The sequence below is a fragment of the Streptomyces sp. 1222.5 genome, from assembly GCF_900105245.1.
GTDB lineage: Bacteria > Actinomycetota > Actinomycetes > Streptomycetales > Streptomycetaceae > Streptomyces > Streptomyces albidocamelliae.
The window spans coordinates 129,802-156,591 of the sequence record NZ_FNSZ01000001.1 but is presented as its reverse complement, the minus strand read 5'-3'; the positions used below and the strand labels follow the sequence as shown (position 1 = coordinate 156,591).

Annotated in this window: 30 protein-coding genes and 1 pseudogene; 15 read left to right on the top strand and 16 right to left on the bottom strand. The window is 72.7% G+C overall.

The annotated features are described in order from the left end of the window. Nucleotides 1-18 precede the first annotated feature (18 nt). Both BLW57_RS00810 and BLW57_RS00805 read right to left on the bottom strand, forming a co-directional pair. The gene (locus BLW57_RS00810; protein WP_093471408.1) at nt 19-591 is read right to left on the bottom strand and encodes a dihydrofolate reductase family protein; all 573 of its coding nucleotides are present in this window, start codon (nt 589-591) and stop codon (nt 19-21) included. A 294-nt stretch (nt 592-885) separates the two neighbouring features. Beyond that, nucleotides 886-1,446 carry a CGNR zinc finger domain-containing protein gene (locus tag BLW57_RS00805; protein WP_093471406.1) on the bottom strand — a complete coding sequence of 187 codons (561 nt, stop codon included), beginning with the start codon at nt 1,444-1,446 and terminating at the stop codon, nt 886-888. 70 nt (nt 1,447-1,516) lie between these two features. Here BLW57_RS00805 and BLW57_RS00800 point away from each other — a divergent pair, with 70 nt between their 5' ends. Beyond that, a complete protein-coding gene (locus BLW57_RS00800; protein WP_256339313.1) occupies nt 1,517-2,059 on the top strand; it encodes a hypothetical protein in 543 nt (180 codons plus the stop codon). 183 nt (nt 2,060-2,242) lie between these two features. On the opposite strand, the gene BLW57_RS00795 is transcribed toward BLW57_RS00800, so the two are convergent. The 5 genes from BLW57_RS00795 to BLW57_RS00775 form a co-directional block, all read right to left on the bottom strand. Continuing rightward, complete coding sequence (locus BLW57_RS00795; protein WP_093471403.1) at nt 2,243-2,794, bottom strand: YciI family protein; 552 nt, start codon at nt 2,792-2,794, stop codon at nt 2,243-2,245. A gap of 240 nt (nt 2,795-3,034) precedes the next feature. Further along, nucleotides 3,035-3,766: a hypothetical protein gene (locus BLW57_RS00790; protein WP_093471402.1), complete on the bottom strand. Its 732-nt coding sequence runs from the start codon at nt 3,764-3,766 to the stop codon at nt 3,035-3,037. Between the two features lie 75 nt (nt 3,767-3,841). Next, entirely contained in the window at nt 3,842-4,429 is a 588-nt protein-coding gene (locus BLW57_RS00785) for a 2-phosphosulfolactate phosphatase (protein ID WP_176985390.1), read from the bottom strand. A 442-nt stretch (nt 4,430-4,871) separates the two neighbouring features. Continuing rightward, nucleotides 4,872-5,795 carry an NADP-dependent oxidoreductase gene (locus BLW57_RS00780; protein ID WP_093471400.1) on the bottom strand — a complete coding sequence of 308 codons (924 nt, stop codon included), beginning with the start codon at nt 5,793-5,795 and terminating at the stop codon, nt 4,872-4,874. 27 nt (nt 5,796-5,822) lie between these two features. Next, nucleotides 5,823-6,893, bottom strand: coding sequence for an alkene reductase (locus BLW57_RS00775; protein ID WP_093471399.1), 1,071 nt, complete (start codon nt 6,891-6,893; stop codon nt 5,823-5,825). A 248-nt stretch (nt 6,894-7,141) separates the two neighbouring features. Between BLW57_RS00775 and BLW57_RS00770 the strand changes: the two genes are divergently transcribed. The 6 genes and pseudogenes from BLW57_RS00770 to BLW57_RS41920 form a co-directional block, all read left to right on the top strand. Beyond that, nucleotides 7,142-7,672, top strand: a complete 531-nt coding sequence (locus BLW57_RS00770; RefSeq protein WP_093471397.1) for a MarR family winged helix-turn-helix transcriptional regulator — start codon at nt 7,142-7,144, stop codon at nt 7,670-7,672. Nucleotides 7,673-8,453: 781 nt separating this feature from the next. Continuing rightward, nucleotides 8,454-8,798: a MerR family transcriptional regulator gene (locus BLW57_RS00765; RefSeq protein WP_093471396.1), complete on the top strand. Its 345-nt coding sequence runs from the start codon at nt 8,454-8,456 to the stop codon at nt 8,796-8,798. Between the two features lie 681 nt (nt 8,799-9,479). Then, entirely contained in the window at nt 9,480-9,683 is a 204-nt protein-coding gene (locus BLW57_RS00760) for a cold-shock protein (protein ID WP_093471394.1), read from the top strand. 341 nt (nt 9,684-10,024) lie between these two features. Next, nucleotides 10,025-11,515 (top strand): DEAD/DEAH box helicase, encoded by a 1,491-nt coding sequence (locus tag BLW57_RS00755; protein WP_093471393.1) that lies wholly within the window; start codon nt 10,025-10,027, stop codon nt 11,513-11,515. 46 nt (nt 11,516-11,561) lie between these two features. Continuing rightward, on the top strand, nt 11,562-11,852 hold the full coding sequence (locus tag BLW57_RS41115; RefSeq protein WP_176985389.1) for a CBS domain-containing protein: 291 nt from the start codon (nt 11,562-11,564) through the stop codon (nt 11,850-11,852). Between the two features lie 108 nt (nt 11,853-11,960). Beyond that, nucleotides 11,961-12,162 (top strand): annotated as a pseudogene (locus tag BLW57_RS41920) (SCO5918 family protein); the annotation flags it as partial. A gap of 243 nt (nt 12,163-12,405) precedes the next feature. On the opposite strand, the gene BLW57_RS00745 reads toward BLW57_RS41920, so the two are convergent. The 5 genes from BLW57_RS00745 to BLW57_RS00725 form a co-directional block, all read right to left on the bottom strand. Beyond that, nucleotides 12,406-13,023, bottom strand: coding sequence for a TIGR03086 family metal-binding protein (locus BLW57_RS00745; RefSeq protein WP_093471390.1), 618 nt, complete (start codon nt 13,021-13,023; stop codon nt 12,406-12,408). 78 nt (nt 13,024-13,101) lie between these two features. Further along, complete coding sequence (locus BLW57_RS00740) at nt 13,102-13,746, bottom strand: TetR/AcrR family transcriptional regulator (protein WP_093480434.1); 645 nt, start codon at nt 13,744-13,746, stop codon at nt 13,102-13,104. A gap of 94 nt (nt 13,747-13,840) precedes the next feature. After that, complete coding sequence (locus tag BLW57_RS00735) at nt 13,841-14,278, bottom strand: SSI family serine proteinase inhibitor (protein ID WP_093471388.1); 438 nt, start codon at nt 14,276-14,278, stop codon at nt 13,841-13,843. A 506-nt stretch (nt 14,279-14,784) separates the two neighbouring features. Next, a complete protein-coding gene (locus BLW57_RS00730) occupies nt 14,785-15,327 on the bottom strand; it encodes an MOSC domain-containing protein (protein ID WP_093471386.1) in 543 nt (180 codons plus the stop codon). Between the two features lie 205 nt (nt 15,328-15,532). Further along, a complete protein-coding gene (locus BLW57_RS00725; RefSeq protein WP_093471385.1) occupies nt 15,533-16,459 on the bottom strand; it encodes an NADP-dependent oxidoreductase in 927 nt (308 codons plus the stop codon). 144 nt (nt 16,460-16,603) lie between these two features. On the opposite strand from BLW57_RS00725, the gene BLW57_RS00720 reads away from it, so the two are divergent. Together BLW57_RS00720 and BLW57_RS00715 are read left to right on the top strand one after the other, a co-directional pair. Then, the gene (locus tag BLW57_RS00720) at nt 16,604-17,638 is read left to right on the top strand and encodes a GlxA family transcriptional regulator (protein ID WP_256339778.1); all 1,035 of its coding nucleotides are present in this window, start codon (nt 16,604-16,606) and stop codon (nt 17,636-17,638) included. A 753-nt stretch (nt 17,639-18,391) separates the two neighbouring features. Next, the gene (locus BLW57_RS00715; RefSeq protein WP_176985388.1) at nt 18,392-20,038 is read left to right on the top strand and encodes a M4 family metallopeptidase; all 1,647 of its coding nucleotides are present in this window, start codon (nt 18,392-18,394) and stop codon (nt 20,036-20,038) included. Nucleotides 20,039-20,123: 85 nt separating this feature from the next. Here BLW57_RS00715 and BLW57_RS41915 read toward each other — a convergent pair whose 3' ends face one another. After that, nucleotides 20,124-20,396, bottom strand: a complete 273-nt coding sequence (locus tag BLW57_RS41915) for a hypothetical protein (RefSeq protein WP_256339312.1) — start codon at nt 20,394-20,396, stop codon at nt 20,124-20,126. Between the two features lie 448 nt (nt 20,397-20,844). On the opposite strand from BLW57_RS41915, the gene BLW57_RS00705 reads away from it, so the two are divergent. From BLW57_RS00705 to BLW57_RS42930, 3 genes are all read left to right on the top strand, one after another. Beyond that, nucleotides 20,845-21,174: an ANTAR domain-containing protein gene (locus BLW57_RS00705; RefSeq protein ID WP_093471380.1), complete on the top strand. Its 330-nt coding sequence runs from the start codon at nt 20,845-20,847 to the stop codon at nt 21,172-21,174. Between the two features lie 244 nt (nt 21,175-21,418). Beyond that, nucleotides 21,419-22,189: a L,D-transpeptidase family protein gene (locus tag BLW57_RS00700; protein ID WP_093471378.1), complete on the top strand. Its 771-nt coding sequence runs from the start codon at nt 21,419-21,421 to the stop codon at nt 22,187-22,189. A gap of 490 nt (nt 22,190-22,679) precedes the next feature. After that, nucleotides 22,680-23,183, top strand: a complete 504-nt coding sequence (locus tag BLW57_RS42930; RefSeq protein ID WP_093471377.1) for a transglycosylase SLT domain-containing protein — start codon at nt 22,680-22,682, stop codon at nt 23,181-23,183. Between the two features lie 115 nt (nt 23,184-23,298). Here BLW57_RS42930 and BLW57_RS00690 read toward each other — a convergent pair whose 3' ends face one another. Both BLW57_RS00690 and BLW57_RS00685 read right to left on the bottom strand, forming a co-directional pair. Next, a complete protein-coding gene (locus tag BLW57_RS00690) occupies nt 23,299-23,589 on the bottom strand; it encodes a hypothetical protein (RefSeq protein WP_093471375.1) in 291 nt (96 codons plus the stop codon). A 94-nt stretch (nt 23,590-23,683) separates the two neighbouring features. Next, nucleotides 23,684-24,583 (bottom strand): NAD-dependent protein deacetylase, encoded by a 900-nt coding sequence (locus BLW57_RS00685; RefSeq protein ID WP_176985387.1) that lies wholly within the window; start codon nt 24,581-24,583, stop codon nt 23,684-23,686. A gap of 400 nt (nt 24,584-24,983) precedes the next feature. On the opposite strand from BLW57_RS00685, the gene BLW57_RS00680 reads away from it, so the two are divergent. Beyond that, nucleotides 24,984-25,343: an STAS domain-containing protein gene (locus BLW57_RS00680; RefSeq protein ID WP_093471373.1), complete on the top strand. Its 360-nt coding sequence runs from the start codon at nt 24,984-24,986 to the stop codon at nt 25,341-25,343. 62 nt (nt 25,344-25,405) lie between these two features. On the opposite strand, the gene BLW57_RS00675 is transcribed toward BLW57_RS00680, so the two are convergent. Further along, a complete protein-coding gene (locus BLW57_RS00675; protein ID WP_093471371.1) occupies nt 25,406-25,630 on the bottom strand; it encodes a hypothetical protein in 225 nt (74 codons plus the stop codon). Nucleotides 25,631-25,861: 231 nt separating this feature from the next. Between BLW57_RS00675 and BLW57_RS00670 the strand changes: the two genes are divergently transcribed. Together BLW57_RS00670 and BLW57_RS00665 are read left to right on the top strand one after the other, a co-directional pair. After that, a complete protein-coding gene (locus BLW57_RS00670) occupies nt 25,862-26,221 on the top strand; it encodes a hypothetical protein (protein ID WP_143051554.1) in 360 nt (119 codons plus the stop codon). A 119-nt stretch (nt 26,222-26,340) separates the two neighbouring features. After that, nucleotides 26,341-26,742, top strand: coding sequence for a PPOX class F420-dependent oxidoreductase (locus BLW57_RS00665; RefSeq protein ID WP_093471368.1), 402 nt, complete (start codon nt 26,341-26,343; stop codon nt 26,740-26,742). The last annotated feature ends 48 nt before the right edge of the window (nt 26,743-26,790 follow it).

Genomic DNA, 26,790 nt, shown 5'->3' with positions numbered 1-26,790 from the left:
CTCGCGCGGCGGCCGGGTTCAGCGCACGACGTCGAAGACCTGCTTCTGCAGGCCGTTGGCGTACGCCTCGTGCTCGACGAGCTTCAGCTTCTGCGTGTCCTTGTCCGTGGTGCTGAACAGGCGCTTGCCGGCGCCGAGGAGGAGCGGGAAGACGAGCAGGTGGTAGCGGTCGATGAGGCCGGCGTCGCAGAGGGCGTGGTTCAGGGTGGCGCTGCCGTGCACGATGATCGGCCCGCCTTCGGTCTCCTTCAGCGCGGCGACCTCCTCGACGCTGCGCAGGATCGTCGTCTCACCCCAGTCGGACACGAGGTCGTCGTCGGTGAGGGTGGTGGAGACGACGTACTTCGGCATGACCTTGTAGTCGGCGAAGTCCGCCATGTCCGGCCACACGGGGCTGAACGCCTCGTAACTGGTGCGGCCCAGCAGCATGGCGGTGGCCTCCTTCTGCTCCCGGCCCTTGATCTCGAACGCCTCGGGGAGGAACTCGGTGTGCTTGAAGGTCCAGCCGGAGTTGCGGTGACCGGGCTCGCCGCCGGGAGCCTCCACGACGCCGTCGAGCGAGATGAAAGCGGTGCTGATCAGGGTGCGCATCGTGGTTCCTCGGTGTCTGGTGTCCGGGTGGTGGGCGGTCGGTGCGTGCCCGCTGCGGCCGTTGCGCGGCTGAGCCGCACCAACCGTGATCTTTGACTGCCGGCCACGGAAAAACTCATCGGACATCGCCCACCCCCTATCGTCGCTGCGACGCCGGCCGGCGGCCCGCATCGCCGCGGGAAGCCGGCGCCCTCCTGGCCCACAGGCGCCGCCGGCCCGGCAGCGGCCGGGGGACGGCCGGCCCTCGCTCGGCGCTGGAGGCGCCCGCTCCGGCCGGGCGGCGGGGGCGGAGGGTCAGCGGGGCGGGGCGGAGGCGGTCTTCTTCCGGGCGCGGTACGCGGCCGCCTTGATCTTGTTGCCGCAGGATTCCATGCCGCACCACTGCCGGCGCATGCCCCGGGAACGGTCGATGTAGGTGCGGGTGCATTCGGGGTTGCCGCACTCCTTGAGCAGCGGTACGTCCGGCCCGCTGAGCAGCTCGACGGCACACCTCGCGACCAGGGAGAGGGCTTCGTCGGCACTGGCCTGCGTCCAGCGCCCGGACGGGGTCAGCTGCGGCACCGCGGGCGCGGTGCGGGCGGCGCTGTTCACCACGGTCAGCGCCGCCGTGTCGTAGGGCTCCGCGAGCCGGCGGGCGGTGACGAGCCGGTAGACGGCCTCCCGGACGGTCCTCGCCTGCTCGACGTCGGCCTGCGTGCTGGGCGCGACGGCGTCGACCAGGCCGGACTCCACGTACCAGGCGTTCAGCCGGTCCGGCGTCACGAACATCTCGAAGCGCACCGAACGGCGCGCGCGCAGCGTCGCGGCGAAGTCCAGCGCCGGGTTCCCGCAGACGAAGACATGCTCGAGATTCACATCACCATCCTGACAGGTGACTGCCGGGGCGGGCAAACACTCCCCGACCGCCCAGTTTCGCCCCCGACCGTTGCTGTTCCTGGATGTCGACGGGCCGCTGCACCCGTACGCGACGCCTTCGGGCAGGTGCCCGAAGGGCTACGTCACCGTTGACCTGCCGGCCGAGGCACGCCGGCCCTCCGCGGCCGGCAGCCCGCCGTCCTACGTGCGTCCTCGGACGGTGTGGCTCGACCCGGCCCGCGGTCCCGCCCTGCCGGCCCTCGGGTCCGAGCTGTGCTGGGCCAGTACCTGGATGGGCGAGGCGAACCGGTGGATCGCTCCCGCCCTCGGCCTGCCGTCGTTGCCGTTCGTCGACTTCGGCGACGCGCTGCTGCGCGAGCGCCCGGACACGGTCCACTGGAAGTCGGCGCCACTCATCGCCCACGCCGGTGGCCGGCCCTTCGCCTGGGTGGACGACGAGCAGAGCGACGCGGACCACCGCCACGTCGCCGCCGCCCACCGCGCCCCCTTCCTGCTGCATCACGTCGATCCACGCGTCGGTCTGCACAGGGACGACTTCACCGCTCTGGCCGGATTCGCGGCCGCCCTCGACGGCTCCGCCGCAGCGCGGTGAGCCAGGCGCCGGCTGCCGGACATCGCGGACGGCGTGGGGGCGGGCCCGGCCGCGCCGCGCCGTGGCCGCCCGGGTACGGCCCCCGGCCCCCGCACTCCGCTCGGTGAACCCCAAGGGGCAGAGCAGGTGCTGCGCTGCCGTTCACTCGGGCGGTCCGGCGAGAGGGCCGGCTGCCGTTGCCGGTCATGACGGCCGGCCGCCGAACTGCCAGGCGTGGACCTCGATGTCGGCGTAGCCGTGGGGGGTCAGGACGGCGCGTGCCGTCTGCGGGTCCGGTGCCCGCAGCAGGACGGCCGTGCCCAGCCAGGTGGCGGCGTCGTCGGACAGCAACGGCCCGTAGGCGATCAGTTCGTCCCGGTCGTGCGGCACGGCGAGGTCGGCGGCCTGCCCGGTGCCGAGGCCGAGCACCAGGTACCGGTTGCCGCCCCTCCGGCCGCCCGGGAAGTCCCACATGGTGCGCCCCAGTGTGTTGTGCCACCGTCGCAGCATCACGTCCCGGTAGGCGCCGGCCTGGTAGTTGGGCTCGTCGAAGGCGAACGCGCGGGCAGCGGCGGGGTCGGGCAGGTCGACGATGTGCACGCTTCCGGTGGGGGTCTCGCCGTCGTCCGCGAGAGTCGGACCCCGGGCGATCATCTGCTTGGCGTACCTGTCCATGTACGACCAGTGGGCCTCCAGCAGCTGCTCGCGCAGCGGCAGGGAAGCGGGCCGGTCGCGGTGATAGCAGAGGAACTCCATGCCCCCGGCGTCCTGGCCCGCACGTCATCAGGCGAACGATTTCCCCCCGGTGGACGACCGGCACCTGCCGTTGACGGGACCGGGACGCTCAGGCACCGGACGTCCGGCCGCGCGGGAGGCCGACTCCGCAACCGGCATGTCCGTTACGGAATGTGACGTACAGTCAGCTGCGATCGAGGAGTGCCGGAAGGGTTCGGGGAAGCCCTCCAAGAAGCCCGGCCGGGCAGGTCCTGGTCCGTCTCAGGTGCTGACTGTGCGCAGGAAGTGGTCGGCGTCCTCCGGTCCTGCCAGCCGGCCCAGTTCCAGCCAGGATCCGTCCGGGAAGTGGAGGACGAAGGTGCCAAATCCGCGCGGCCGGCCGGCCTCGGCCTCGATGCGGGCCTCGGCGGGGGAGAACCGTGCGACGGCGTGGAAGTCGGCGGCTTTGGTGGGGGAGAGTCTGCGCCGCGGGGAGGCGGCCAGGCAGATGCCGTCACCGGTGAGCATCACCAGGCGCTGGGGGTTGGGGGAGTGCCCGTACCAGTGCAGCAGCAGCCGGCCCGCGGTGCGCTCCCAGTCGCCGTCGAAGAGGCCGTGCGCGGGATCGCTCGGGCGACGGTGGCCCTGACGGTCCCGGCCGGGTTCCGGGGCGCCGGGCGAGGACGCGGTATCGGGCAACCCTGACCCTGGACTTGAGGTTGAGGCCGGCTCCGGTTCGTTGCGGGGATGCGGGGCGCGTCGGCCGGCCGGCCGGCGCTCGAGGCGGTCGCCGAGCTTGTCGATCAGCATCATGGGGACGACGACGAAGAAGAACAGCACCGCGCCGGCGTAGAGCAGCCAGTGGCGGCCCGGCTTGAGGCGTTTGTTGCCCGCGGCCCGGTGCACCTGTTCGGGGGGTGCGGGGATGGGCCGGGCCAGTTCGCACCAGACCAGAGCCACCGGGTCCGCACCCAGGATCCTCCTCGCGCGCCGTCGCACCTTGCGCTTTGCCATGGCGGGAGCCTACGTGCCCGGCCGGTGCCCTCTTCCCGCCCGCCCCCGCGGCCGGCATGAATCATGAATGGTGATCTACGGTGCGCGGTGCGCGGCCGATGCCGTGTCCGGTCGCGTCCGCAGCACCGCCGTCCCGTCCTCCAGCCCCACTTTCATGGCGAAGCCGAACCGGTCGACTTCCAGGCAGAGTTCCACATCGGCGGGGTGAGCACCGCGGCGTCGCCCGCCGCGCAGGTCGTCCGCGGCCGGGGAGGTGCGCGCCCGGTGCAGGAAAGGGCCGGCGTCGGGGCGGTCCCCGGCCGCGCCGGCCACGACGAAACTCGCGCACAGCGCCAGTTCCGCCTCGACGACCGCCAGGGCTCCGACGGTTCCCGCCGTGGTCTTCTGGACCACGGTGCGGCCGGCCAGGTCGGCCTCCCGGATCCGGCCGGGGGAGTTGACCAGGTCGAACCCGCTGGCCGGCGCCCCGTCCTTGAGCGCGAGCCAGCCCGGGTGAGACGCCTTGATCCTCAGCGCCTCGCCCTGGTCGGCAGCGAGGACGATCTTGTCCGCCCCGCGGTGGAACGCCCACGCGGCGGTGGTGAACGCCCGCATCACATCGATCACCACGGCCACCTGCTCGGTGCCGTCCACCTCGGGTATGCCGACCACGCGCGCGTCCATGCCGGGATCGTCGCAGCCCGCTGAAACAGCCTGCAAGACATCGTGACGACCTTCGCGCGGGAGGCGGGGACTTGATACGGCGTCCGCCCGAACACCCGCCCGGCGCACGCCTGTTGACGGACCGGAACGCCCGCCCGCTGTCCGCCTGGTGGCGGACCCGGCCGCGGACGGCCCGGACGGTGCGGTGCCCGTGCGCCCCCTCGGCTCCCGCCGCGGGCAGGCCGCCGCACGGCCGGCCACCCGGGCCCCGGGCCTTGTGCACCGGGACGGGCGAGGGCGGGGCTGGAGGGCGAACAGGGGTGGCCTGCCAGGGACTTGGCGCGGGCCGGCTCCGGGACCCGGTCCGGCCCGCGGCCGCGGGCCGTTCCCGTCGCCGGAATCGCCGGAATCGCCGGAATCGCCGGATCGGCGGATCGCCTAAGGGGTGCCGGGTGGGGGTGGGTCAGGGCAGCAGGACGGTCTTGCCGTGGTTGCGGTGGGCTTCGAGGTCGGCGTGTGCAGTGGCGGCCTGTTCCAGGGGGTAGGTCCGCCAGACGGGCAGGGTGAGCGTGCCGGCGGCGGCCATTCGGGCCAGTTGCGGCAGCGGGTCGTCGGCCCGGCCGGTCTGGCCGGGCCGGTCGGGGCCGCCGGCGCTGAAGCGGACGCCGTGCTCGGCGGCGGACATGTCGGCGATGGTGACGACGCGTGCGCTGTCGCCGGTCAGCGCGACGGAGTCGGCGAGGACCCCGGCGCCGGAGGCGTCCAGGACGTAGTCGACTCCCTGGGGTGCCGCGTCCCGCACGCGCCGCAGCCAGCCGTCGCCGTAGCGGACCGCGGTGGCGCCCAGCGCGGTGACCCGCTCGATGTCGTGCTCGCCGGCCGTGGCGACGACGGTGAGCCCGCGGGCGGCGGCCAGCTGCACCGCGAGGATGCCCACGCTGCCGCCGGCGCCGTGGACGAGCAGGGTTGTGCCCGCCCGCACGCCGAGCTCGCCCAGGACGCGGGCGGCGGTCCGGCCGACGGTGACCAGCGAGGCGGCGACCTCCCACGGCAGGGCGGCGGGTTTGGCCACCGGCTCCTGAAGCAGCGCGTACGCGGCGTAGCTCCCGCCGACCGTGGCCCCGAGGACCGCGTCGCCGACGGCCGCGCCGGCATGCTCGCCGGCGGCGTCGACGACACCGGCCGCGTCCAGACCGGGGATCGCGGGGAAACGGACGGGGAACGCGCCGGCCATCGCACCGGAGCGGATCTTCACGTCCAGGGGGTTCACGGACGCGGCCCGCACCCGGATGCGGACCTGGCCGGGGCCGGGCTCCGGCAAGGCGACCTCGGCCGGCCGCAGCACCTCGGGCGCGCCGTACTCGCAGAAAGTGATCGCGCGGGACATCGGTACCTCCAGGCGGTGGCGGGGCGTTCAGGCGGTGAGGGCGGGGTAGTCGGTGTAGCCGCGGTGGTCGCCGCCGTAGAAGGTGGTCTGGTCGGGGGTGTTGAACGGGCCGCCGGCGGCCAGGCGCCGGGGCAGGTCGGGGTTGGCGAGGAACAGCGCGCCGTAGGCCACCATGTCCGCGGCGCCCTCCTCGATCAGCGTGAGCGCGTCGGGGCCGGTTGCGTCGGGGTGGGTGAAGGGGTTGAGGACGAACGTGCCGGGCCAGGCCTTGCGCAGCCGCCCGGTCAGCTCGGCGTCCGGGCCCTCCAGCAGGTGCAGGTAGGCCAGGTCCAGGGGGGCGAGCCGGTCCAGCAGGGCGCCGTAGACCTCGCCCGGGTTGTCCTCGGCGATGTCGTTGAAGGGGTTTCCCGGGGAGATCCGCAGCCCCACCCGCCGGCCGCCGACCGCCTCGGCCACGGCGGTGACGACCTCGACGGCGAAGCGGATCCGGCCCTCGGCGCCGCCGCCCCAGGCGTCGGTGCGCAGGTTCGCGTTGTCACTGAGGAACTGGTGGATCAGATAGCCGTTGGCGCCGTGGATCTCCACGCCGTCGAAGCCGGCCGCGACGGCGTTGCGGGCCGCGGCCGCGAAGTCGGCGACGGTCTGGGCGATCTCCGCCTCGCCGAGCTCCTTCGGCGTCACGAACTCCTTCGGCCCCTCGTGGGTGTAGACCCGGCCCCGGGCGGCCACGGCCGACGGCGCCACCGGCACCAGGTGGCCGGGCAGCAGGCTCGGGTGGCCGATGCGGCCGGTGTGCATCAGCTGCGCGAAGATCACGCCGCCCTCGCGGTGCACGGCGTCCGTCACCGTCCGCCACGCCCGCACCTGCCCCGGGGTGTGCAGGCCGGGGGTGTCGGGGTAGCCCTGGCCGACGGGGGAGGGCTGGACGCCCTCCGTGACGATCAGGCCGGCGCCGGCGCGCTGCGCGTAGTACGTCGCCATCAGCTCGGTCGGCTCGGCGCCCGCTCCGTAGGCGCGGCTGCGGGTCATCGGCGCCATCACGACGCGGTTGGCCAGGGGCGTGCCGCCCAGGACGATCGGGTCGAACGCGGTGGTCATCGCAGGTCTCCTTCGTGGGATGCGTGGCGTTCGGCGGGCCGGGCGCACCCGCTCCCCGCACATGCCTGTCCGAACAAGTAAATCACTGTCCGAACAGTAAACGCCCACTGGATCATTCCCCGAAGCCGGAAGCGACGCCACAAACACCACTCCAGCTGCACCGATGCACCCGGGAAGAAGCAGGAAACCTCTGCCAGGCATCGGTGAACGGTAGAGTTGTCCTGTCCAAACAGGAGAGTGAGGAAGAGATGGCCGAGTCGACACCCGGGGCCGGACAGGAATCCGCGGCGGCGCAACGGGAGGCCACCGTCCCGGTCCCGGGCGCGGCCGGCGGCGGGCCGATCAGCCACGCCATCTTCCGCCTCGCCCGCCTGCACCGCATGTTCGCCGGACAGCTGCTGCGCCGCATCGGCCTGCACCCGGGCCAGGAGCTGGTCATGATGCACCTGTGGGAACTGGGCCCCCAACGCCAGATCGACCTGGTACGCCTGATGGACTCCGACGCCGCCACCATGACCCGCACCGTCCGCCGCCTGGAACAGGCCGGCTTCGTGCGCCGCCGCGCCTCGCCCACCGACAAGCGGGCCTCCCTCATCGAACCCACGGCCGCCAGCCACGCCCTGCGCCGGGAGGTCGAAAAGGTCTGGAGCCGGCTGGAGGACCTCTCCACCGCGGGCCTCTCCGACGACGAGCGCGCCGACGCCCTCGCCACCCTGGAGCGCCTGGAGCACAACCTCGTCCAGGCCGCCGCCCGGCCCGTGGGGCCGGCGCAGCACTGACGCCGCGGAGTGCGGCCCGAACGGCCAGGTCGCCTCGGTCGACGCCCGGTGGACTCCTGCGCTTCAGCGCGCCGAAGCCGGCCGAGAAGCCGCTGCTGCGAGGGCCCGTGCCGTCTCCAGGGCCGGTGCCGGGCTGTCGAGGGCGCGGGCGGCGTCACGGGCGGTGTCACGGGTGCGGTGGTGCCAGCGGGGCTGGCGGCATGCATCACGACACAACCCCCGGCACGACACAACCCCCGGCCGGGTCGTCGGCGAGTCGTCTCCGTGTCGGTAACGTTGATCCGCCGGACCCGGAGTCGGCCGGGCGCAGCACTCCTCCAGGCGCCCTCGGGGCAGGAATCATGGCGGCAGCAACGGAGGAAATCTGTCACGGCGACGGTAGACATTGCCCATCTGCGGAGTTACGCTTTCTGTCGTACCCAGGAAGTCGACGTGGGCACGGCCGAACGCCGTGCGAACAGGCCAGGCGGGACGCGACCCGATGGGGTGGCGAGCAGTACCCGCGGTAAGTAGCAGTGCAACCGAGTAGTCGAAGGTAAGGAGCAGAGCGCCATCAGGATCGCCCGGGCGAGGAGGAAGTCCGCCCGGGTACCGCAAGGCCCCGGATTGGAAGGTGGTCCCCGGTCACGCATCCGCGATCCCCGCAGCCCCGTCCTCCCAGGCGGACCCTGCGGACACAGAAGGCCGGCGCAGTCGGCCGGTAGATGGTGTTGAAAGCTCGGGGCCCGGGTCGCCGCACGGCGACCCGGGCCCCCCGACGCGTCCGTGAAAGAAGAGGTTTATGCCCCCTGCCAGTACCCGGCCCGCCAGCAATCTCGACGACGACGACTACCCCGCCTACACCATGGGCCGGGCCGCCGAGATGCTCGGCACCACCCCCGCCTTCCTCCGCACCCTCGGCGAACACCGCCTGATCACCCCGCTGCGCTCCGAAGGCGGCCACCGCCGCTACTCGCGTTACCAGCTGCGCATCGCCGCCCGCGCCCGCGAACTCGTCGACCAGGGCACCCCCGTCGAGGCCGCCTGCCGCATCGTCATCCTCGAAGACCAGCTCGAAGAAGCCCAGCGCATCAACGAGCAACTGCGCACCCAGGGCGGCCGGCCGCAGCCGAACACCTCAGCCTGACCAGGACGCCGGGCCGGACAGAACGGGCGGAGCAGACCAGGCGCCCGTCCCGGCTCCGCGCCGGCCGCCCCACGCCGGCCTGGAGTCGGTACACACAGCACGACAGAAGGACCCCGGCACCCCCTGCCGGGGTCCTGGCGCATCTCGATCGGCAGCCAACCGGCACGCGTGCTCACGTCCGCCCGCCAGCCGCTCAAGCCCGCCGCCGTTGCGCGCGGCTCTGTGCCGTCACGCATCAGTGACATGCGTGAGGCGGACGTCGACGAGCCGGCCTCGAAGGCCATGCGGCCGTGGCGGTGCGTTCGCCCGATCTTCGGACAGCCGCGCGTGGCGGCCCGCCCTGGGCAGCCCGCTTGCGGTGGGCGACACGAACGTCCTGCAACGTTGCACTCCGTGTGCATCAATATCTGTGTCCGTGAGGTGAGATTTCGGGCGGGCGATGCAGCGAGATTTCTGGCCCGATGAACAGAGGGGAATTATTGAACCCCGACAGGCCGATCCGGTGTGCTACTGTCGATCTCAGTTGCAGTTGTGGTTCCCAAAGCTTCAAGTGCCCCGCTCGGCTCCTGCCGGGTAGGGGCTCTTATGTATTCCGGTCATTTTCCGGGCGGGGTAATCATCTCAGCGATATATGGCGTCCGTGCAGTGCGGATACCGATGTACCCCCGAAGGAGATATGACATGGCTACTGGCACCGTGAAGTGGTTCAACGCGGAAAAGGGCTTCGGCTTCATCGAGCAGGACGGTGGCGGCCCCGACGTGTTCGCCCACTACTCGAACATCGCCACCCAGGGCTTCCGTGAGCTGCTCGAAGGCCAGAAGGTGAGCTTCGACATCGGCCAGGGCCAGAAGGGCCCGACGGCCGAGAACATCGTTCCGGCCTGACGCTGACACACACTTTGCAGCTGGGGCCCGCATCCCTCGGGGTGCGGGCCCCAGCTGTACGTATTTCCCGCAGCGGTTCAACATGCCCGACGATGCGGACGGACCCGCAGTCTCCCCCCACGCGGGTGCTTCCTGCGTGGCAGGCGCATCCTGAAGACGCGCACCGCAGTCGACGCAGGATTCCACGTCCCCCGTAGCGTCACGGATTCCAGCCCGGCGCCTGCGGGGATTTCCGCCGGCGCGAATTCGCTTCATTGTTTCATCGGTCCATACTTGCGATTCTTCGTGCCGTCACAGCTACGGGAATTCCTTGATATGTGCCACATCGAGGAAGGTTCCGCATGAACCGCAACCGTACAGGCGACCGCTCCGGCCGTACCCGTGCCGCCGGCGCCGACACCCGAAAGGGCGGCAGCCGCTTCGGCTCGCCGGCCCCACGCCGTTCCCAAGGGCCGGCCCGTTCCGGCGGTTACGCCCCCCGACGCGCCGAGCCCCAGGGCGAGTTCGCGCTCCCCGAGACGATCACTCCCGCGCTGCCCGCCGTCGAGGCCTTCACCGATCTCGACATGCCTGAACCGCTACTGGCCGAACTCGGCAAGCAGGGCGTGAGGGCACCCTTTCCGATCCAGGGCGCGACGCTGCCGAACTCCCTGGCCGGCCGCGACGTCCTGGGCCGCGGACGCACCGGTTCCGGCAAAACCCTCGCTTTCGGCCTAGCTCTGCTCGCCCGCACCGCTGGACAGCGCGCCGAGCCCCGGCGGCCGCTGGCGCTGATCCTCGTACCGACGCGTGAGCTGGCGCAGCAGGTGACCGACGCGCTCACGCCGTACGCCCGCTCCGTCAAGCTGCGGCTCGCCACGGTGGTGGGCGGGATGTCGATCGGCAAGCAGGCCGGCGCCTTGCGAGGCGGGGCTGAGGTCGTCGTCGCGACCCCGGGACGGCTCAAGGACCTCATCGACCGCGGTGCATGCCGGCTGAACCATGTGGGCGTCACCGTGCTCGACGAGGCCGACCAGATGGCTGACATGGGTTTCATGCCCCAGGTCACGGCACTGCTCGACCAGGTGCGTCCCGACGGGCAGCGAATGCTGTTCTCCGCCACCTTGGACCGTAACGTCGACCTGCTGGTGCGCCGCTATCTGACCGACCCCGTCGTGCATTCGGTCGATCCGTCGGCCGGTGCGGTCACGACGATGGAGCACCACGTCCTGCACGTGCACGACGCCGAGAAGCACGCCGCCACGATCGAGATCGCCGCCCGGGACGGCCGCGTGATCATGTTCCTGGACACCAAGCACGCCGTCGACCGGCTCACACGGGAACTGCTCCACAGCGGGGTCCGGGCCGCCGCACTGCACGGCGGGAAAACGCAGCCGCAGCGCACCCGCACGCTGACGCATTTCAAGACGGGACACGTTGATGTGCTGGTGGCGACCAATGTCGCGGCGCGAGGCATCCACGTCGACAACCTCGACCTCGTCGTGAACGTCGACCCGCCGATCGACCACAAGGACTACCTCCACCGCGGCGGGCGTACCGCCCGCGCCGGGGAGTCCGGCAGCGTCGTCACCCTCGTCACGCCGAACCAGCGCCGCGCCATGGTCCGCGTCATGTCGGCCGCCGGCATCCGGCCGCAGACCACCCCGATCCGCTCGGGCGACGAGGCGCTGAGCCGGATCACCGGAGCCCAGGCCCCGTCCGGCATCCCCGTCGTCATCACCGCACCGGTGGCCGAACGCCCCGAGCGCGCCACCTCCCGACGCCGCCGCCGTCCCTCTTCGGCGACCCGGCGCACCCCCCTGCGCACATCCGCCGTGGACCCGGCGGTCTAGAACCTTCGTGCTCAGGAAGCCGACCCATCTCTGCAGGAGGCACCTTTTGACACCGACTCAGATGCAGCCCCGCCCGGCGAGCGCCGCCCCCGCGCAGAAGGCGGCGGTAGAGATCATGGACGCGGCCGAACCCCGGGTCTGTGACGACATGAGCGTCGAGGTGGCGCTGGCCGTCATGGCCGCCGCGGGCACGCTCCGACTGGTCGTCTGCGACCGGGACGACGAGGGCACCCACCTGGTCACCCGGACCGAACTCGTCGCCGTTTGCGACAACACCGCCTACACCGACCACGTCCGCCTGCGCGACATCCTCGGCGACCACGGATCGTTCGCCTGACCCCGCCGCGGCCCAGGCCCAGCCCGCGACGCGCCCGAGGCATCCGCGCCCTCTCCCGCACACCGCTTCAACCCTGATCAGGCCGTTCTCCCTTCTCGGCAGGGCCACCTGCGCTGCGCCGTCGCCTGCTTCCCCTCCGAGACCACCAAGAGCGGCGTGCTGGAATCGATGAACGGCATCAGGCCCGGACCGGTCATCGGCGAATCGGTGATCACCGGCCGCCGTCACACCGACAGGCACGTCGGCCGCGTCGACCCCCGCCAGGACCGCCGTGACCAGTGCCGCAGAAGTCCTTCGGGCCATGACCAGGTCCTCTTCACCAAGGGCCCGGTTCACCGAAGTCGCGTGGTACGGCCGGGCACCCCGGCCGCTCGGCCGGGCGGACCACTCCAGATCGCCCCCGTCGTCGCGGCCGGCGACCGAGGCGACCGCCGGGCGTCCGCCGCGTCCGCCGCAGCGGCCGTGGCGTCCGCGGCGGGGCGGCAGCGGTCGACCGCAGCCGCAGCCGCAGCGCACGCAAGCCGCCGTCGCGCGGCGGGCCGTGGGCGTGTGCTCACCCGCGCACCGGCCACAGCTCCGGCCGCCTCCCCAGCAGCCGCAGCGTCTCCTCCAGCGCTCCCGCCCCCTCGGCCTCCTCGGGCGTGGGTACCACGGGGGCGAAGGCGGCGCCGGGCCCCCGCAGGGCCGGGTCGGCCGGGACGCGCCGGGCGACGGCCAGTGCCGCGAGCAGCACCTCGTCCGGCAGAAAGACCTCCGCTCCGAGGGTGGCGGCGACGTCCCAGGCGTGCACCACGTAGTCGACCAGGTGGAAGCCGACGGCCCGGCGGCCCAGGAAGGCGCCGCCCAGCTCCGGCAGCACGAACTCCCGCTTGAGGGCGCCCGGTTCTGCGAAGGCGTCGAGTACGGCCGCCGCGGCCGCGCGGTGCACCCGCGCCGGCTCGCCCATGTCCCGCGGTTCCCGCCAGTGGGCGGCCTCGTGCCCCGCGCCCCGTGCGGCGGCCGCGAAACCGTGGTGCTGAGCCGCCATGTGCGCCACGAGGCGGCGCAGCGTCCACCCCGCACACGGGCTGTCGCGTTCCCAGTCGTCGTCCCCCGCCAGATCCACCACCCGCACCGCCTCCTGTACGGCGATCCGGTTCCACTCGACGATGTCCGCTGCGTGAAGGGTCATGGACCCGAGCCTAAAATTGTACGAACGGTCGTGCTAGTTGTTTTGGACGGCCCGGCGCGAGCGCAAACGCCTGAGCGTTCACGGGACTTGGGGGGCCTGGTGGGGGTCGGTGGCGGCTGCCCGCAGGCGGGAGGCGATGCCTGTGCGGGCCCGCCGGTAGGCGCTCTCCTGGCCGTGCAGGACCGCGATGCCGTTGGCCGCCTCCATCAGCGCCACGAGCTCGAAGGCGAGCTGAGCCACCTCGGTGTCCGCCCGCAGGCCGCCCGCGCCGACCGCCTCGGCGAGGGTGCGCTCCACATGGGCCGACCAGTCGCGCTGGGCGCGGACCACGGCGTCGTGCACCGGGCCCGGGCGGGCGTCGAACTCGGCGGCGATCTCGTAGAAGAAGCAGCCGCCGGGAAACACCCGCGACCGCGAGTACTCCAGCCATGCCTCGCACAGCCGCCACACCTGCCCGATCCCGGCGGGCTCCGCCGCGACCGGATGCACCACCCGCTCGGCGAAGACGCGTCCCGCCTCCCGCACGGTGGCGAGCTGCAGCTCCTCCTTGGACCCGAAGAGCGCGAACACCCCGCTCTTGCTCAGACCCGTCTCCGCCGCCAACCGGCCCACGGACAACGCCTCCAGGCCCTCCACGGACGCGATCCGCACCGACTGCGCCAGCACCAGCCGCCGCGTCCGGTTGCCCCGCTCGACGCGCCCGTCGCCACGCGCCGTGGATATGCCCTTGCCTGCCACGCGGGAACACTAGCGCGCGGCAGGCAAGGGCCACTTTCGGGCAGGGCCGGGAAGCCGGGGCGGGGGAGCGCCCGCGGGATCAGAAGTTGAGCAGGCTGCTCTGCGCGACGGCGTTGTTCATTTCGCAGGAGTTCGCAAAGGTGTGTTTCCACGAGGTGCGCGTGCCCTGCCAGACACCGTCGACCGTGACGGTGACGGGCGACCACAGCCGCGTACACGCCTGGCCGGGCGCCGTGGACAGCAGCGAGTCGAGCTGTCCGCCGGCGGCGCGCAGGTCGGCGCAGGCCGCGGCGGGATCGGGATGGGTGCCGCCGGCGCCGGGCATGCAGCTCAGGGTGACGGCGCGAGCTGCGGTGTCGGTCGTCCCGCCGGGGTGGGTCACGGTCAGGACCAGGGCCGAGGGCGCGTACAGGCCGGCCGGTGCCGCGGTGGCGGTGACCGAGGTGACGGCGAGCGCTCCACCGATCAGGGCGGTGGCTGCCGCGGCGGTGACGGCGAAGCGCAGGTTCGTGCGCATGAAAGCTCCTTCGTGAGGGTCGACGGCCTTGTGGGCCGGGAGCAGCTTCGCCTGAGCAACGGGGCAAGGCCAGTTGACGGACCGTGTTTGAGACGTGCCCTCCCTGTGTGCGGGGTGTGAACGCCGTGTGGGCAGGTCACGGGCACGGCCCACCTGCGGCAGATCTCCATTCAGTTCGGACTAGTGTGAATCTGACTAGTCTTGTGGGGGTGAAAGACCAGGTCGCCATGGTCGTCACACCCCGCAGAATGGCCGGAAGTCAGGGCGTACCCGCCCCCACGGTGGCGCGGTGCCGCGCCCGGCACACATGACACACACTCACCGGCCCGGCGGGGCAGGGGTGTCCGGCGCGTCGCGGCGTCCGCGGGGCGGTGGAAGTCCGCGTCAGTCCTGGCCGTCGGTGCCACGGGGAAAGCACGAGCCGGCCCGGGAGTTCGGCCGGGGGGCTCGGCACCTCAAAGATCCCCCGCGGCCGTCGTCATGTCACGGCCTGCCCGGCAAGCCGGTCAGACCCGCTCCAGGGGCCGGTGCGGCCCGTCCGGGAGGTCCACCTCGATCGTGTCGCCGGGGCGCACCACGCCGCCTTCTCTGACGATGCTCATGATTCCGGCCTTGCGGACGATGTTCCCCGCATCGTCGCGGCCGACGACCCGCTTCAGCAGGCCGCCTTGGAAGGTGTCGATCTGGAGGCAGGGATTGCGCAGGCCGGTGACTTCCAGGACCGCCAACTCGCCGATACGCAGCAGGGTGCCGACCGGGAGAGCGAGCAGATCGATGCCGCGCGTGGTGATGTTCTCGCCGAGTTCGCCGGGCGCCACCGAGAACCCTTCTTCGCCGACCTCGGTGAAGAGCTCTTCGTGAAGGAGGTGGACCTGGCGCAGATTCGGCTGGGTGGGGTCCTGCGCGACGCGCGAGCGGTGCTTGACCGTCACGCCGGCATGCACGTCCCCCTCCACGCCGAGTCCGGCGAGCAATCTGACGCTGTCCCGGTTCGGCTTGGTGAACGAGTACTCCCCGTTGCTGCTGACCGCCGTCACTCGCCCGCCCATACCCCGAACCCCCTTGTAGGTGACCGTGACCAGCCACGAGCCTAGCCCCCACCACCGAAGTCGCGCCCGAGGGTCCCGCCCCGCCCCCGAAGACCCGAGCCCCCACCCCGCCCGCCCGGCACGCCCAGAGCCCCGGGACCGGTCGGTCCCGGGGCTCCAGTCCCCCTGCACCTGTCCGCAGCCGGCCCGGCCGGGCCGGCCGGCGTCAGGCGACGCTCAGGACGATCTTCCCGGTGGTGCGGCCCTGCTCGCCGATCTCGTGCGCCTTCGCGGCCTCGGCCAGCGGTACGACGGTCTCGACCACGGGCGTGAGCGCGCCCCGCTCGGCCAGGGCGGCGATCTCGCGCAGGCCCAGGTGGTCGGGCTCGACCAGCATCCACACCGCCCGCACGTGGCCGGGGACGTCGGCGGGGACGTCGTCGGGGCCGGGCAGGGTGATCAGCCGGCCGCCCGGGCGCAGCACCTTCAGGGACCGCTCGGCGTTCTGGCCGCCGAGCCCGTCCAGCACCACATCCACGTCCCCGACGGCGTCCTCGAAGCGGACCGTGCGGTAGTCGATCACCTCGTCCGCGCCCAGCTGCCGCAGCAGGTCGTGCTTGCCGGCGCTGGCCGTGCCGATGACGTACGCGCCGCGGGCCTTGGCGATCTGCACGGCCAGGTGACCGACCCCGCCGGCCGCCGCGTGCACCAGCACCCGCTCACCGGCGCGGACCCCGGCGGTGTCCACCAGGGCCTGCCAGGCGGTCAGCGCGGCCAGCGGCAGCGCCGCCGCCTGCACGTGGGTGAGGTTCACCGGCTTGGGCGCGAGGTGGCGCGCCGGGGCGACGACGTACTCGGCGTAGGCGCCGGCCTGCCGCGGGAACAGCGGCATGCCGTACACCTCGTCCCCGGGGCGGAACATCCCCACGCCCGGTCCGACGGCCTCCACGGTGCCGGAGACGTCCCAGCCGACCGCCGGGAGATCGCCCCACTCGATCAGGGCCCCGCTGGCCCGGGTCTTGAAGTCCACCGGGTTCACACCGGCCGCGTGGACCCGCACCAGGACCTCGTTCAGTCCCGGCTCGGGCCGGGCGACCTCACGCTCGACGAGCGTCTCCGGTCCGCCCCACTGCTCCACGACCACCGCACGCATGCTGTCCGCCTCACTCTTTTCCGTCTCGATCGGATGCCGCCGCCCGGGCCTTCCCGGTGCGACGTGAGTCCACGATCCGGCACCCGCCCCCACCATGGTGTTGGCCGTTTGGCCACTATGTGACAGGATCTGGCCATGAGCGAGATGCAGTGGCCGTGCACCGACCCCCGCCCCGACCGGAGCGCCGACGCGGCCGGGCGGCACCGCATCGCCGTCCTCGCCCTGCCCGGCGTCCCGCCCTTCGAACTCGGCATCCCCTCCCGCGTCTTCGGCAGCGTCCTGGACGCCGGCGGACGCCCGCTGTACGAGGTCACCGTCTGCACCGCCGACGGCGCCCCGGTCCTCAGCGACGCCGGGTTCACCGTGCAGCCCGCGGCCGGCCCCGAAGCCCTGGCCGCCGCGGACACCGTGATCGTCCCGCCCACGCACGCCATGCCCGAGCTGGGCCGCGGCGGCCCGCTGCCGCCCGAGGTCACCGCGGCCATCGCCGGCATCCGGCCCGGCACCCGCCTGGTGTCCATCTGCACCGGCTCCTACGTCCTGGCCGCCGCGGGCCTCCTCGACGGCCGGCCCGCCACCACCCACTGGAACCTCGCCCCCGAGTTCCGCCGCGCCTACCCCCGCGTCAAGGTCGACGAGGAGGTCCTCTTCGTCGACGACGGCGACGTCCTGACCTCCGCGGGCGTCGCCGCCGGCGTCGACCTGTGCCTGCACATGATCCGCCGCGACCACGGCGCCGCCGCCGCCAACCGCGCCGCCCGCATGTGCGTCGTACCGCCCTGGCGGGACGGCGGCCAGGCCCAGTACATCGACCGACCGGTGCCCGAACCCACCGTCGCCACCACCACCGCCACCCGCGCCTGGGCCCTGGAACACCTCGGCGAGCCCCTCTCCCTGAACCGCCTGGCCGAACACGCCCGGATGAGCCTGCGCTCCTTCACCCGCCGCTTCCGCGACGAGGTCGGCATGACCCCCGTGCAGTGGCTCACCGCACAACGCCTGGAACTGGCCAAGCAGTTGCTGGAGACCACCGACCTGTCCATCGACCTGGTCGCCCACCGCTCCGGCTTCGGCTCCGCCAACTCCCTGCGCGCCCACATGCGCGCGGCCTTCGGTGTCTCACCCGCCGTCTACCGCCGCACCTTCCACACCGACGACCTCGTCGAAGCGGGCGTCTGAGGACACGTCAGCGCCGCACATACCCGCCCCGCGGGCCCGCCGGGATGTGCGCGAAAGACGTTCGGATGTGTGCGGGATGTGTGCGGGCCGCACCGTGCGACCGCCGCTGCGGTGACCGCCCGGTGAAGGGGACGTGGGGGAGTTGTCGTATCTGGCCGCCCCGCGTAGCCCGCGGCGACGTGACTGGGGTTTTCTCGTGTGTGCATCTCCAACCCCCCACACTTCATGGAGACTTCATGCCCCCCGCTGCTTTTGGCCTGCCCGCCGCACGGCTCCGCCTGCTCCGCCGGGGATGTCCAGGACGCACCTGACCGCCGCCGGGCCCACGGTTCCTCACACCCGCACCCGGCACCCCCGCCCGCCGCGAGGTGAGTGCCGCGGACCCCGCGGCACCGCAACTGCGGCTACAGCTAGGCCAGCGCTACGGCGGCGGTCCGCCCCCGCCCGCTGAGGCGCTGACCGCCGCACCCGCCCGCGGTCACCCGCAGCCCCCCGCCCGTCGCGGCGCCCCGCGATCCGCGGCACCCGCGGCCGCACGCACACATGCGCGCCGCTGCTCCCGCCTGCCGTTTTCCCCCGCCGGCGCCGGTCGGCCGATTCTCGACCAACATCACCCGGCAGGTAGTGACATGTACACGTCATAAGTGTCAGTCTCTGTCCACCCGCTGTACGAGCACGATCCATCCCATGTCCGTCTGGGCCGGCCCCACCCCGGCCGGGCGGCGTTCCCCCCACAACAAGGAGCCTTTGTTCGTGAGCCTCCTCAACGTGCGTCACCAGCGCACCACTTTGGCCATCGCCACCGCGGTGGCGGCCGGAGCCCTGCTCTCCACGGGCCTGGCCACCAGTGCCTCCGCCCAGATCCCGGCGGAACCCGCGGCCGCGAAGCCGCTCGCCGCGGCCCCGACCACCCTGTCGGCCGCCGCCCGCACCACACTGATCCACAAGGCGCAGGCCGGCGCCGCCGGCACCGCGCAGCGCATAGGCCTCGGGGCCAAGGAGAAGCTGGTCGTCAAGGACGTCGTCAGGGACACCGACGGCACGACCCACACCCGCTACGAGCGCACCTACGCGGGCCTGCCCGTGCTCGGCGGCGACCTGGTCGTCCACACGGCCAAGTCCGGCAAGACCGAGGGCGTCACCAGAGCGACCACCTCCGCCATCAAGCCCGCCTCGCTCACGCCGCGGATCTCCGCCGCCCACGCCGAGAAGCAGGCGGTCACCGCCGCCAAGACCCTCGGCTCCGCCACGTCCTCCGCCAACGGCGCGCGCAAGGTGATCTGGGCCGGCTCCGGCACGCCCGTCCTCGCCTACGAGACGGTCGTCGGCGGCCTCCAGGACGACGGCACCCCGAACCAGCTGCACGTCATCACCGACGCCGCCACCGGCGAGAAGCTCTTCCAGTACCAGGGCATCGAGACCGGCGTCGGCAACACCCAGTACAGCGGCAAGGTCGACCTGACCAGCACCCAGGCCGGATCGTCGTACACCCTCACCGACGGCACCCGCGGCGGCCACAAGACCTACAACCTCGACCACGGCTCCGACGGCACCGGCAAGCTGTTCTCCCAGGACAGCGACACCTGGGGCGACGGAAAGGTCTCCAACGCGGCCACCGCCGCCGCGGACGCCGCCTACGGCGCCCAGGAGACCTGGGACTTCTACAAGAAGACCTTCAACCGCAGCGGCATCAAGAACGACGGCGTCGGCGCCTACTCCCGCGTCCACTACGGCAACGCCTACGTCAACGCCTTCTGGGACGACAGCTGCTTCTGCATGACCTACGGCGACGGCACCAAGGACGCCGCCCCCCTCACCTCCCTCGACGTCGCCGGCCACGAGATGAGCCACGGCGTCACCTCCCACACCGCGGGCCTGGAGTACTCCGGCGAGTCCGGCGGCCTGAACGAGGCCACCAGCGACATCTTCGGCACCGGCGTGGAGTTCTACGCGAACAACTCCACCGACGTCGGCGACTACCTCATCGGCGAGAAGATCGACATCAACGGCGACGGCAGCCCGCTGCGTTACATGGACAAGCCCAGCAAGGACGGCGGCTCCGCCGACTACTGGTCCGCGGACGTCGGCGACAAGGACGTCCACTACTCCTCCGGCGTCGCCAACCACTTCTTCTACCTCCTCGCCGAGGGCAGCGGCGCGAAGAAGATCAACGACGTCAGCTACGACTCGCCCACCAAGGACGGCTCCAAGGTCACCGGCATCGGCCGCGACAAGGCCCTGCAGGTCTGGTACAAGGCGCTGACCACGTACTTCACGTCCAAGACCGACTACAAGGCGGCCCGCGAAGGCACCCTGAAGGCGGCGACGGACCTGTACGGCGCGGACAGCGCCGAAGCCAAGACGGTCGCCGCGGCCTGGACCGCGGTCGGCGTCGGCTGACACCCGGCACCACACCGGGGCGGCACCCGGGGGACCCACCCCCGGGCGCCGCCCCTCGCCGCCGGTGCGACGCCCGGCGCGCGCCTCACCCGCCCGGCCCGGCGAGCGCCGTACCCTCCCCGCCCGGGTCCTGCGCCATGAACTCGGCGACCAGTTCCGCCGGATTGGCGCAGGCGGTCAGCGCGAACATCGCGTCCGGGTCGAACATGTCGTACAGGATCACCGGGACCGGCCGGCCCAGCGCCCGGACGATGACACCGTCCTCGTGCAGATGCCGGGCCGCCGCGACGCACACCTGGCAGAACCACGCGGCCAGCCGCTCGTCGCGATCCCCCGGCTCGCCGTCGTCCTCGTACACAGCCCCCGCGCCTCGGCCTCCCGCCGGTGCCAGGCGGCACCGTCCGCGTCCCGCCCGACGCTTTCGACCCCTTCGAGTCCCGTCCGCGGGAAGAACGCGTAACTCCAGCGCGCCTCCCACGCGTCCGACGCCGCCCCCGCCGCGGCGGCCGCGTCGGCCTCGGTGGTGTAGCCGACCGCCACGTACGGAAACCGCGGGTCCTGCTCGACACTGTCGATCCGGAACGTCACCGCGTAGATCCCGCTGTCGGCCGGAAACCCGGCGACGACCTCACCGGCCGCCCGCCGCACGTGCTCCGTCCACGTCATACGACCCCCTCCTCGGTCCAGGCCGAGCGCCCCGGGCCCCGCCCGCGGGGGACGATCGCCCGGTGGCGGCCCCGCAGAGCTTTGCGGCGCGGATGCCTGGGTAGCAGCGCCATTGTTCCGCTACTCCCTGAGGTGATCACATGCGGTTCTACCGGCTCGGGCAGGCCCCGGGGGAACCGCTGTGCGCGGTGGACCAGGCGCTCGGGGACGACGGCGTCCTGCTCCGGGCGGAGCTCGAGCAGCTCCGCCACGAGGTGGCGGTGCGCTCGCGGATCTGCATGGCGGAGGGCGCCGTGGCGGTGCCCGGGCACCTGCCCGTCGAGCGGGCCGCAGCGGTGCTGCGGGACGTCGCGCACACCCTCGGCCTGGACCTGCACCGCGTCGCCGAACACGTGCCGGCACTGGTCCAGGGCACCGGCACCCCCACCGTCGTGGTCGACGAACTGCAGCGGGCCCTGGAGCGAGCCTGAGCGGGGGATCCGGCGAGGCCCCCCAGCTCGTGGCCCCCACGCGGGGGCCGGGCGCGTGAGGCGGCGCCGCGGGAGCAGGCGGCGGGCCGTCGTGCGGCCGGCAGCCCCAGCAGCGCGGCGGGGACGGGGACTTGGCGCGGAAGGCGGACCGGGACCGGGCCGGCGCCGCCCCTTTCAAGGGGCGGTTGCGCCGGATGCCGCGTCCGGATGCGGGGGCCGTACGCCGCGTCACAGGATCTGGACCATGCGGATATTCACGGTGACCCCCTCCCCTCGTCGGCCGGTGCGGCGCGGCGGTGCACGGCACGCCATATGCGCCGCCCTCGCGTGCGGCGTCCTGCTGACCGCCACGGCGTGCGGCCAGGGTGCCCAGCGGAAGGTCTCCGGCGGCGCGCCCGGCGCCGCGTCGGCCCGCCCCGGCCAGGCGGTGGGCCTCCGCCTTCCGGGTGTCGGCGACCGGATGTCCCGTCAGCTGCCCCCCGGCACCGGGCAGGCCGTGGTCGTCTACGGCGAAGGCCCCGATTCCCCCGACAGCCTCGCCGTGCTGTACGAGAAGCAGGGCTCGACCTGGTACCGGACGCAGAGCTGGCCCGCGCACAACGGCAGACTGGGCTGGACGACCGACCACCGCATCGACGACGAGCACAGCCCCGTCGGCGTGTTCACCCTCACCGACGCGGGCGGCACGCTCACCGACCCCGGCAGCCGGCTGAGGTACTGGTACGACGACAACGCCTACGCCACCATGCTGAACCCGGAACCCGCCCACGCCCATGACTTCGACTACGTCATCGCCATCGACTACAACCGGCTCAAGGGCGCACCGCCGTTCGACTGGAACCGCCCCGACGGCGTGGACAAGGGCGGCGGGATCTGGCTCCACATGGACCACGGCGACGGCACGTCGGCATGCGTCACCGTCCCCGAGCCCGGCATGAAGACCCTCCTGCGCACCCTGGACCCGGCACGGCACCCCGTGGTGGTGATGGGGGACCGCCGGCACCTTCAGTCCTGACGCCGGCGAGAGACCGACCACCGCCGTGGTGCGCTCCGGTCCAGCCGGTCCGGCCCCCGCCCCCACCGCCGGTGCCCGCTAGGCGACCCTCCGTACGCGGACCGTGACGCACCCGGCCCCGCTCGCGCCCCTCGCGGGAGGGGCGCGGGGGCCGCAGCGGGGCCGGATTCACCGGCGCAGGGGTGATGAGCCCCATAGGAGCCATGTCACGTCCTATCCGGGGCCGTAGGTCCGCACCGCCGCGAACAGGAAGAAAAGCCACTCGATGCCCGATTTAGGATGTTTCTCCGAAAGTGGGTAGTACGTCACATTCTTGCGTGGGCTTCCGCGGGTCGCTAACCATGTTGGTCGTTGCCGCAAGCCGCTGGCCGACCGGGCGTTGATCGCCGGACGTGCCCGCTGGAGCGTGCAGCAGGGCTCGCCCCGACGCCCTGCAGGCCGCGACCGGATATCCGGCCGGCGCCTCGACGACGTCCCACAGGAGAGTCCCTTGACCGCGATCACCGCTTCCCGCCGTCTTGCCCGCCTCGCCGTGACCGGCCTCGCCACGACCGGTGCCGCTGCCGCCGCCCTCACCCTGGTGCCGGCTTCCGCGCACGCCGCCGAGGCGCCGAAGGCCGCGCACAGCGCCGCCGCCCCCGCGCGCGACGGTCACGCCGACCCCGCTGCCGCCGGCAACAACCTCGACGGCTGGATCAAGCAGTCGCTGGCCATCATGAAGAAGAAGGGCATCCCCGGCAGCTACGAGGGCCTGCACCGCAACATCATGCGTGAGTCCAGCGGCAACCCCAACGCCCAGAACAACTACGACGTCAACGCGAAGAACGGCACCCCGTCCAAGGGCCTGCTGCAGGTGATCGACCCCACCTTCAACGCCTACCACGTCGACGGCACCGCCCACACCTCCACCGACCCGGTGGCGAACATCACCGCGGCCGCCAACTACGCCGCGCACCGCTACGGTTCCATCGACAACGTCAACTCCGCGTACTGAGCCACCCCGTGGCCCGTGGGGCCCGGCGCGGCCGCATGACGCCACGCGCCCGCTCCACCGCGAGGAGAGGGGCGCGAGCACCGGCCGGGCCGCGCCCACCACCGCGCGAACCGGCTCAACCGTCCGGGTTGAGCTCCGCGTACAGCATCTCCGTCAACTCGGCGGCCTCGGGCGCGCGCGGGTCGCCGGGAACCTCGTAGTACCCGCCCAGGGTGGCGATCACGTCCCGCCGGGAGCCGTCGTACTCGTGCCGACAGTCCTCCTGCTCCTTGGACGTCCGGGGGCGGGCCATCCGCCACCACCACACCCTGTCCCGGATCTCGTCCTTGGACAGGGGCCCGTCCAGGACGATGTCCCTGCCCTGGACCTTCCCCGTGATCCTGGCGGAGTTCGCCTCCACAGCCATGCGCCGCGTCTCCCTTCACCGGCCGGATCAGCGGCTACCCCCGAACCACGGCCGTATCGCCTCCCGCGCGGCCCGGATCTTTCCTCCGGGCGTATCAGGCCGCGCTCGGGCCGTCGAAGGGGATCTCCAGCCGGCCGGCCACGGCGGTCAGGGCCCCGCCCAGGGGAAGCGCGACGCGGGTGAGGGCGTGCCGGTCGCCGCGGGTCGGATCCCGGTTGACGATCAGTACGGGCTTGCCGGCCTCGGCGGCCTGACGGACGAACCGCAGCCCGGACATCACCGTCAGCGAGGACCCCAGGACCAGCAGCGAGGCCGCTTCCCGCACCAGCGCGCGGCAGTGCTCGACCCGCTGCGGGGGAACGGCTTCCCCGAAGAACACCACGTCCGGTTTGAGGATGCCGCCGCAGACCGTGCAGGGCAGCACCCGGAAGTCGCCGACCTGCGCGTCGGTGAGGTCGGCGTCACCGTCGGGGTTGATGCCGGAGGCCACCGGATCGAAACCGGGATTGGCTGCCTCCAGGCGCCGGGCGAGTTCATGGCGCGGGCTGAAGGCACCACAGGACAGACAGACCACCCGGTCGAGGCTTCCGTGGAGTTCCACGACGCCCTCGCTGCCCGCCGCCTGGTGCAGGCCGTCGACGTTCTGGGTGATCACCCCCGCCAGCAGGCCGTGCCGCGCGAACGCGGCCACCGCCCGGTGGCCCGCGTTGGGGCGGGCCCGGCCGAAGGTGCGCCGGCCGAGGTGGCTGCGCGCCCAGTACCGGCGTCGGGCCTGAGCGCCGGCGAGGAAGTCCTGGTAGGTCATCGGGGTGTGCCGGCTCAGGCTGCCGCCCTCGCCCCGGTAGTCGGGGATGCCCGACTCCGTGGAGATGCCCGCCCCGCTGAGCACCAGCACCCCGCCCGCGCGCAGCGCATCGGCGACCGGCCCCACGTCCGTGGTGCCCGGCGGCCAGTTGTCCGCAGGGGTCCAGCTCAACGTGGGGCGCATGCGCATGCCGCCAGGGTACGGAACAGCCGTTCAGGACGGCGCCCGCCGCCGACCACGCCCGGGACGGCGACCTCGCGCAGACCCGGCACCCTCCCTCGCAAGCGCAGGACAGGCGCGGCATCGGCGCAAACCGCCCACAGGCAACCCAATCACCCGCCCGCCGCCCCCACCGCCACGGGAGCTCTGGTGCCGGTTGCCCCGATGTGACACGCTCGGAGGAGAACCAGCCTGGTCTGGTGGGAGACCCCGCGCCACCGTGCGGTGACAAAGGGACCGGGTGGCCGGTGGATGGTGCGGGTGGTCTCGCTCGGCTGTGATGCGGCACCGCATGCCGCGCGCTTGACGGCCAACTTCCGGCAGTGGGAGCCGACCGTGATGGGCTTGGATCCCGAACGGTGGTTTCCCCATGCCGTCTTTCGACGTGCACGTCAGCGACCTTCTCGAGCGCACCGTGGTCACGGTGACGGGCGAACTGGACTTCGACACCTGCCCGCGGGTCACCCGGGTGACCGACGCGGTGCGCATCCGCAACCGCACCCTCTGCCTGGACCTCGCGGGAGTGCCGTTCCTGGACGCCAGCGGCCTGGGCCTCCTGCAGGGCCTGCACCGGCACACCGACACCCAGGGCGGACTCCTCGTCCTGTCCGGCTTGCAGGCCCAGCCGCAGCGCGTCCTGCAACTCACCGGAACCCGCACGCAGTTCCGCGTGACGACGGCCCGCACCGGCACCATCGCCGACCTGCCCCCGCACCACGCCTCGCCGTGACAAGCGGGGCCGGCCCGCCGACCTCCGTGCCGCACGCCCGCCGCACAGCGGCGAGCGTGCGGCTACACCTCGCCGGTGGCGAACAGTTCGAGGTGCCCGCACTTGGGGCAGCGGTAGGCCTCTATCTGCCGCCGGGGCCGGCCCAACCGCTTGGCGCCCCCGAAGATCCCCCGCTCCAATGCGCCCTCGATCCAGCGCGCGTACCCGCGTGAGTGCTCGCCGGCGTCCTCGATGAAACCCTCCATCAGACCGACGGTGCCGCAGTGGGTGCACGTGTAGGAGTTCATCCCGCGAGTGTAGGAAACGGCACGGCCGCCACAGCCGCAGGACGGCCGCCCGCGGCACCTTGAGCCGCGTGCGGCACAGAGGTCCGGCAGCCGGCGCACGCCTCCCGCCGACCCCGGCCGGGGCGCACCACGGCTCCCCCCAAAAAAAGGGAGGAGGCGGCAGGCCCGCGGGCATGAGCCCCGCGGTGGGCGGAGCCGTATCCCGGATGACAGCATCAGGGGGTGTCCGTCATGAGCAAACTGCAGATCAAGCCCGGTCAGAGCGTCGCCGTCCTGGGCAAGCCCGACGACGTCCCCCTGGAGGTCGAAGCCGCGGGCGGGGTGGCCGCGGGCGACGCGGCGTCGGCCGACGCGGTGCTCGTCTTCGTGACCGCCTCCGGTGACCTGCTCGGGGCGGATGCCCGGGCGGTGCTCGACGCGGCGCGCCGCGACGTCCTCGCCTGGGTGGCCTACCCCAAGGGCGGAAAGCTCGGCACGGACCTCAACCGCGACATCCTGGCCGCCGCGCTCTCCGCGCACGGCGTACGCCCCGTGCGGCAGATCGCCATCGACGACACCTGGTCCGCGCTCCGCTTCCGCCCCGGCGGCTGACCGCCGGGCGCCCCGCCCCGGCAGGACCGAAGACCCCAGCGCGCGCGGCACACGTCCGCGGCCGCCGTCCGCGGGCTACCGTGGCGGCCTGCTTCGGTGATCGCGCAACGGAGGAACGGGTGCCTGTCCTGCTCGGCGAGGAATTGGTGGCGCTGCTGCGCCGTCCGGCCACCTGTTACCTCGCCACCCTCATGCCGGACGGCTCCCCCCAGCTCACCCAGACGTGGGTGGACACCGACGGGCGTCATGTGCTCATCAACAGCGTGGAGAGCCATCAGAAGACCCGGAACATCGCCCGTGATCCCCGTGTCGCGGTGGCCGTCGCGGATCCCGCGGATCCGGCGTCGTACGTCCAGATCCGCGGCCGGGTGACCGAGGTACGGACGCAGGGCGCGGTCGAGCACATCGAGTCGCTGTCCCGGAGGTATCTCGGCGGCCCGTACCCGTGGTTCGGCGGCCGCGACCAGGTCCGTGTCATCTACGTGATCGAGCCGGACCGGATCAGCGGCCCCCGCGGATAGCGCGGCCCACACGGCGAGCGGGCCGCCGGCGAGCGGTGCCGGGTGCCG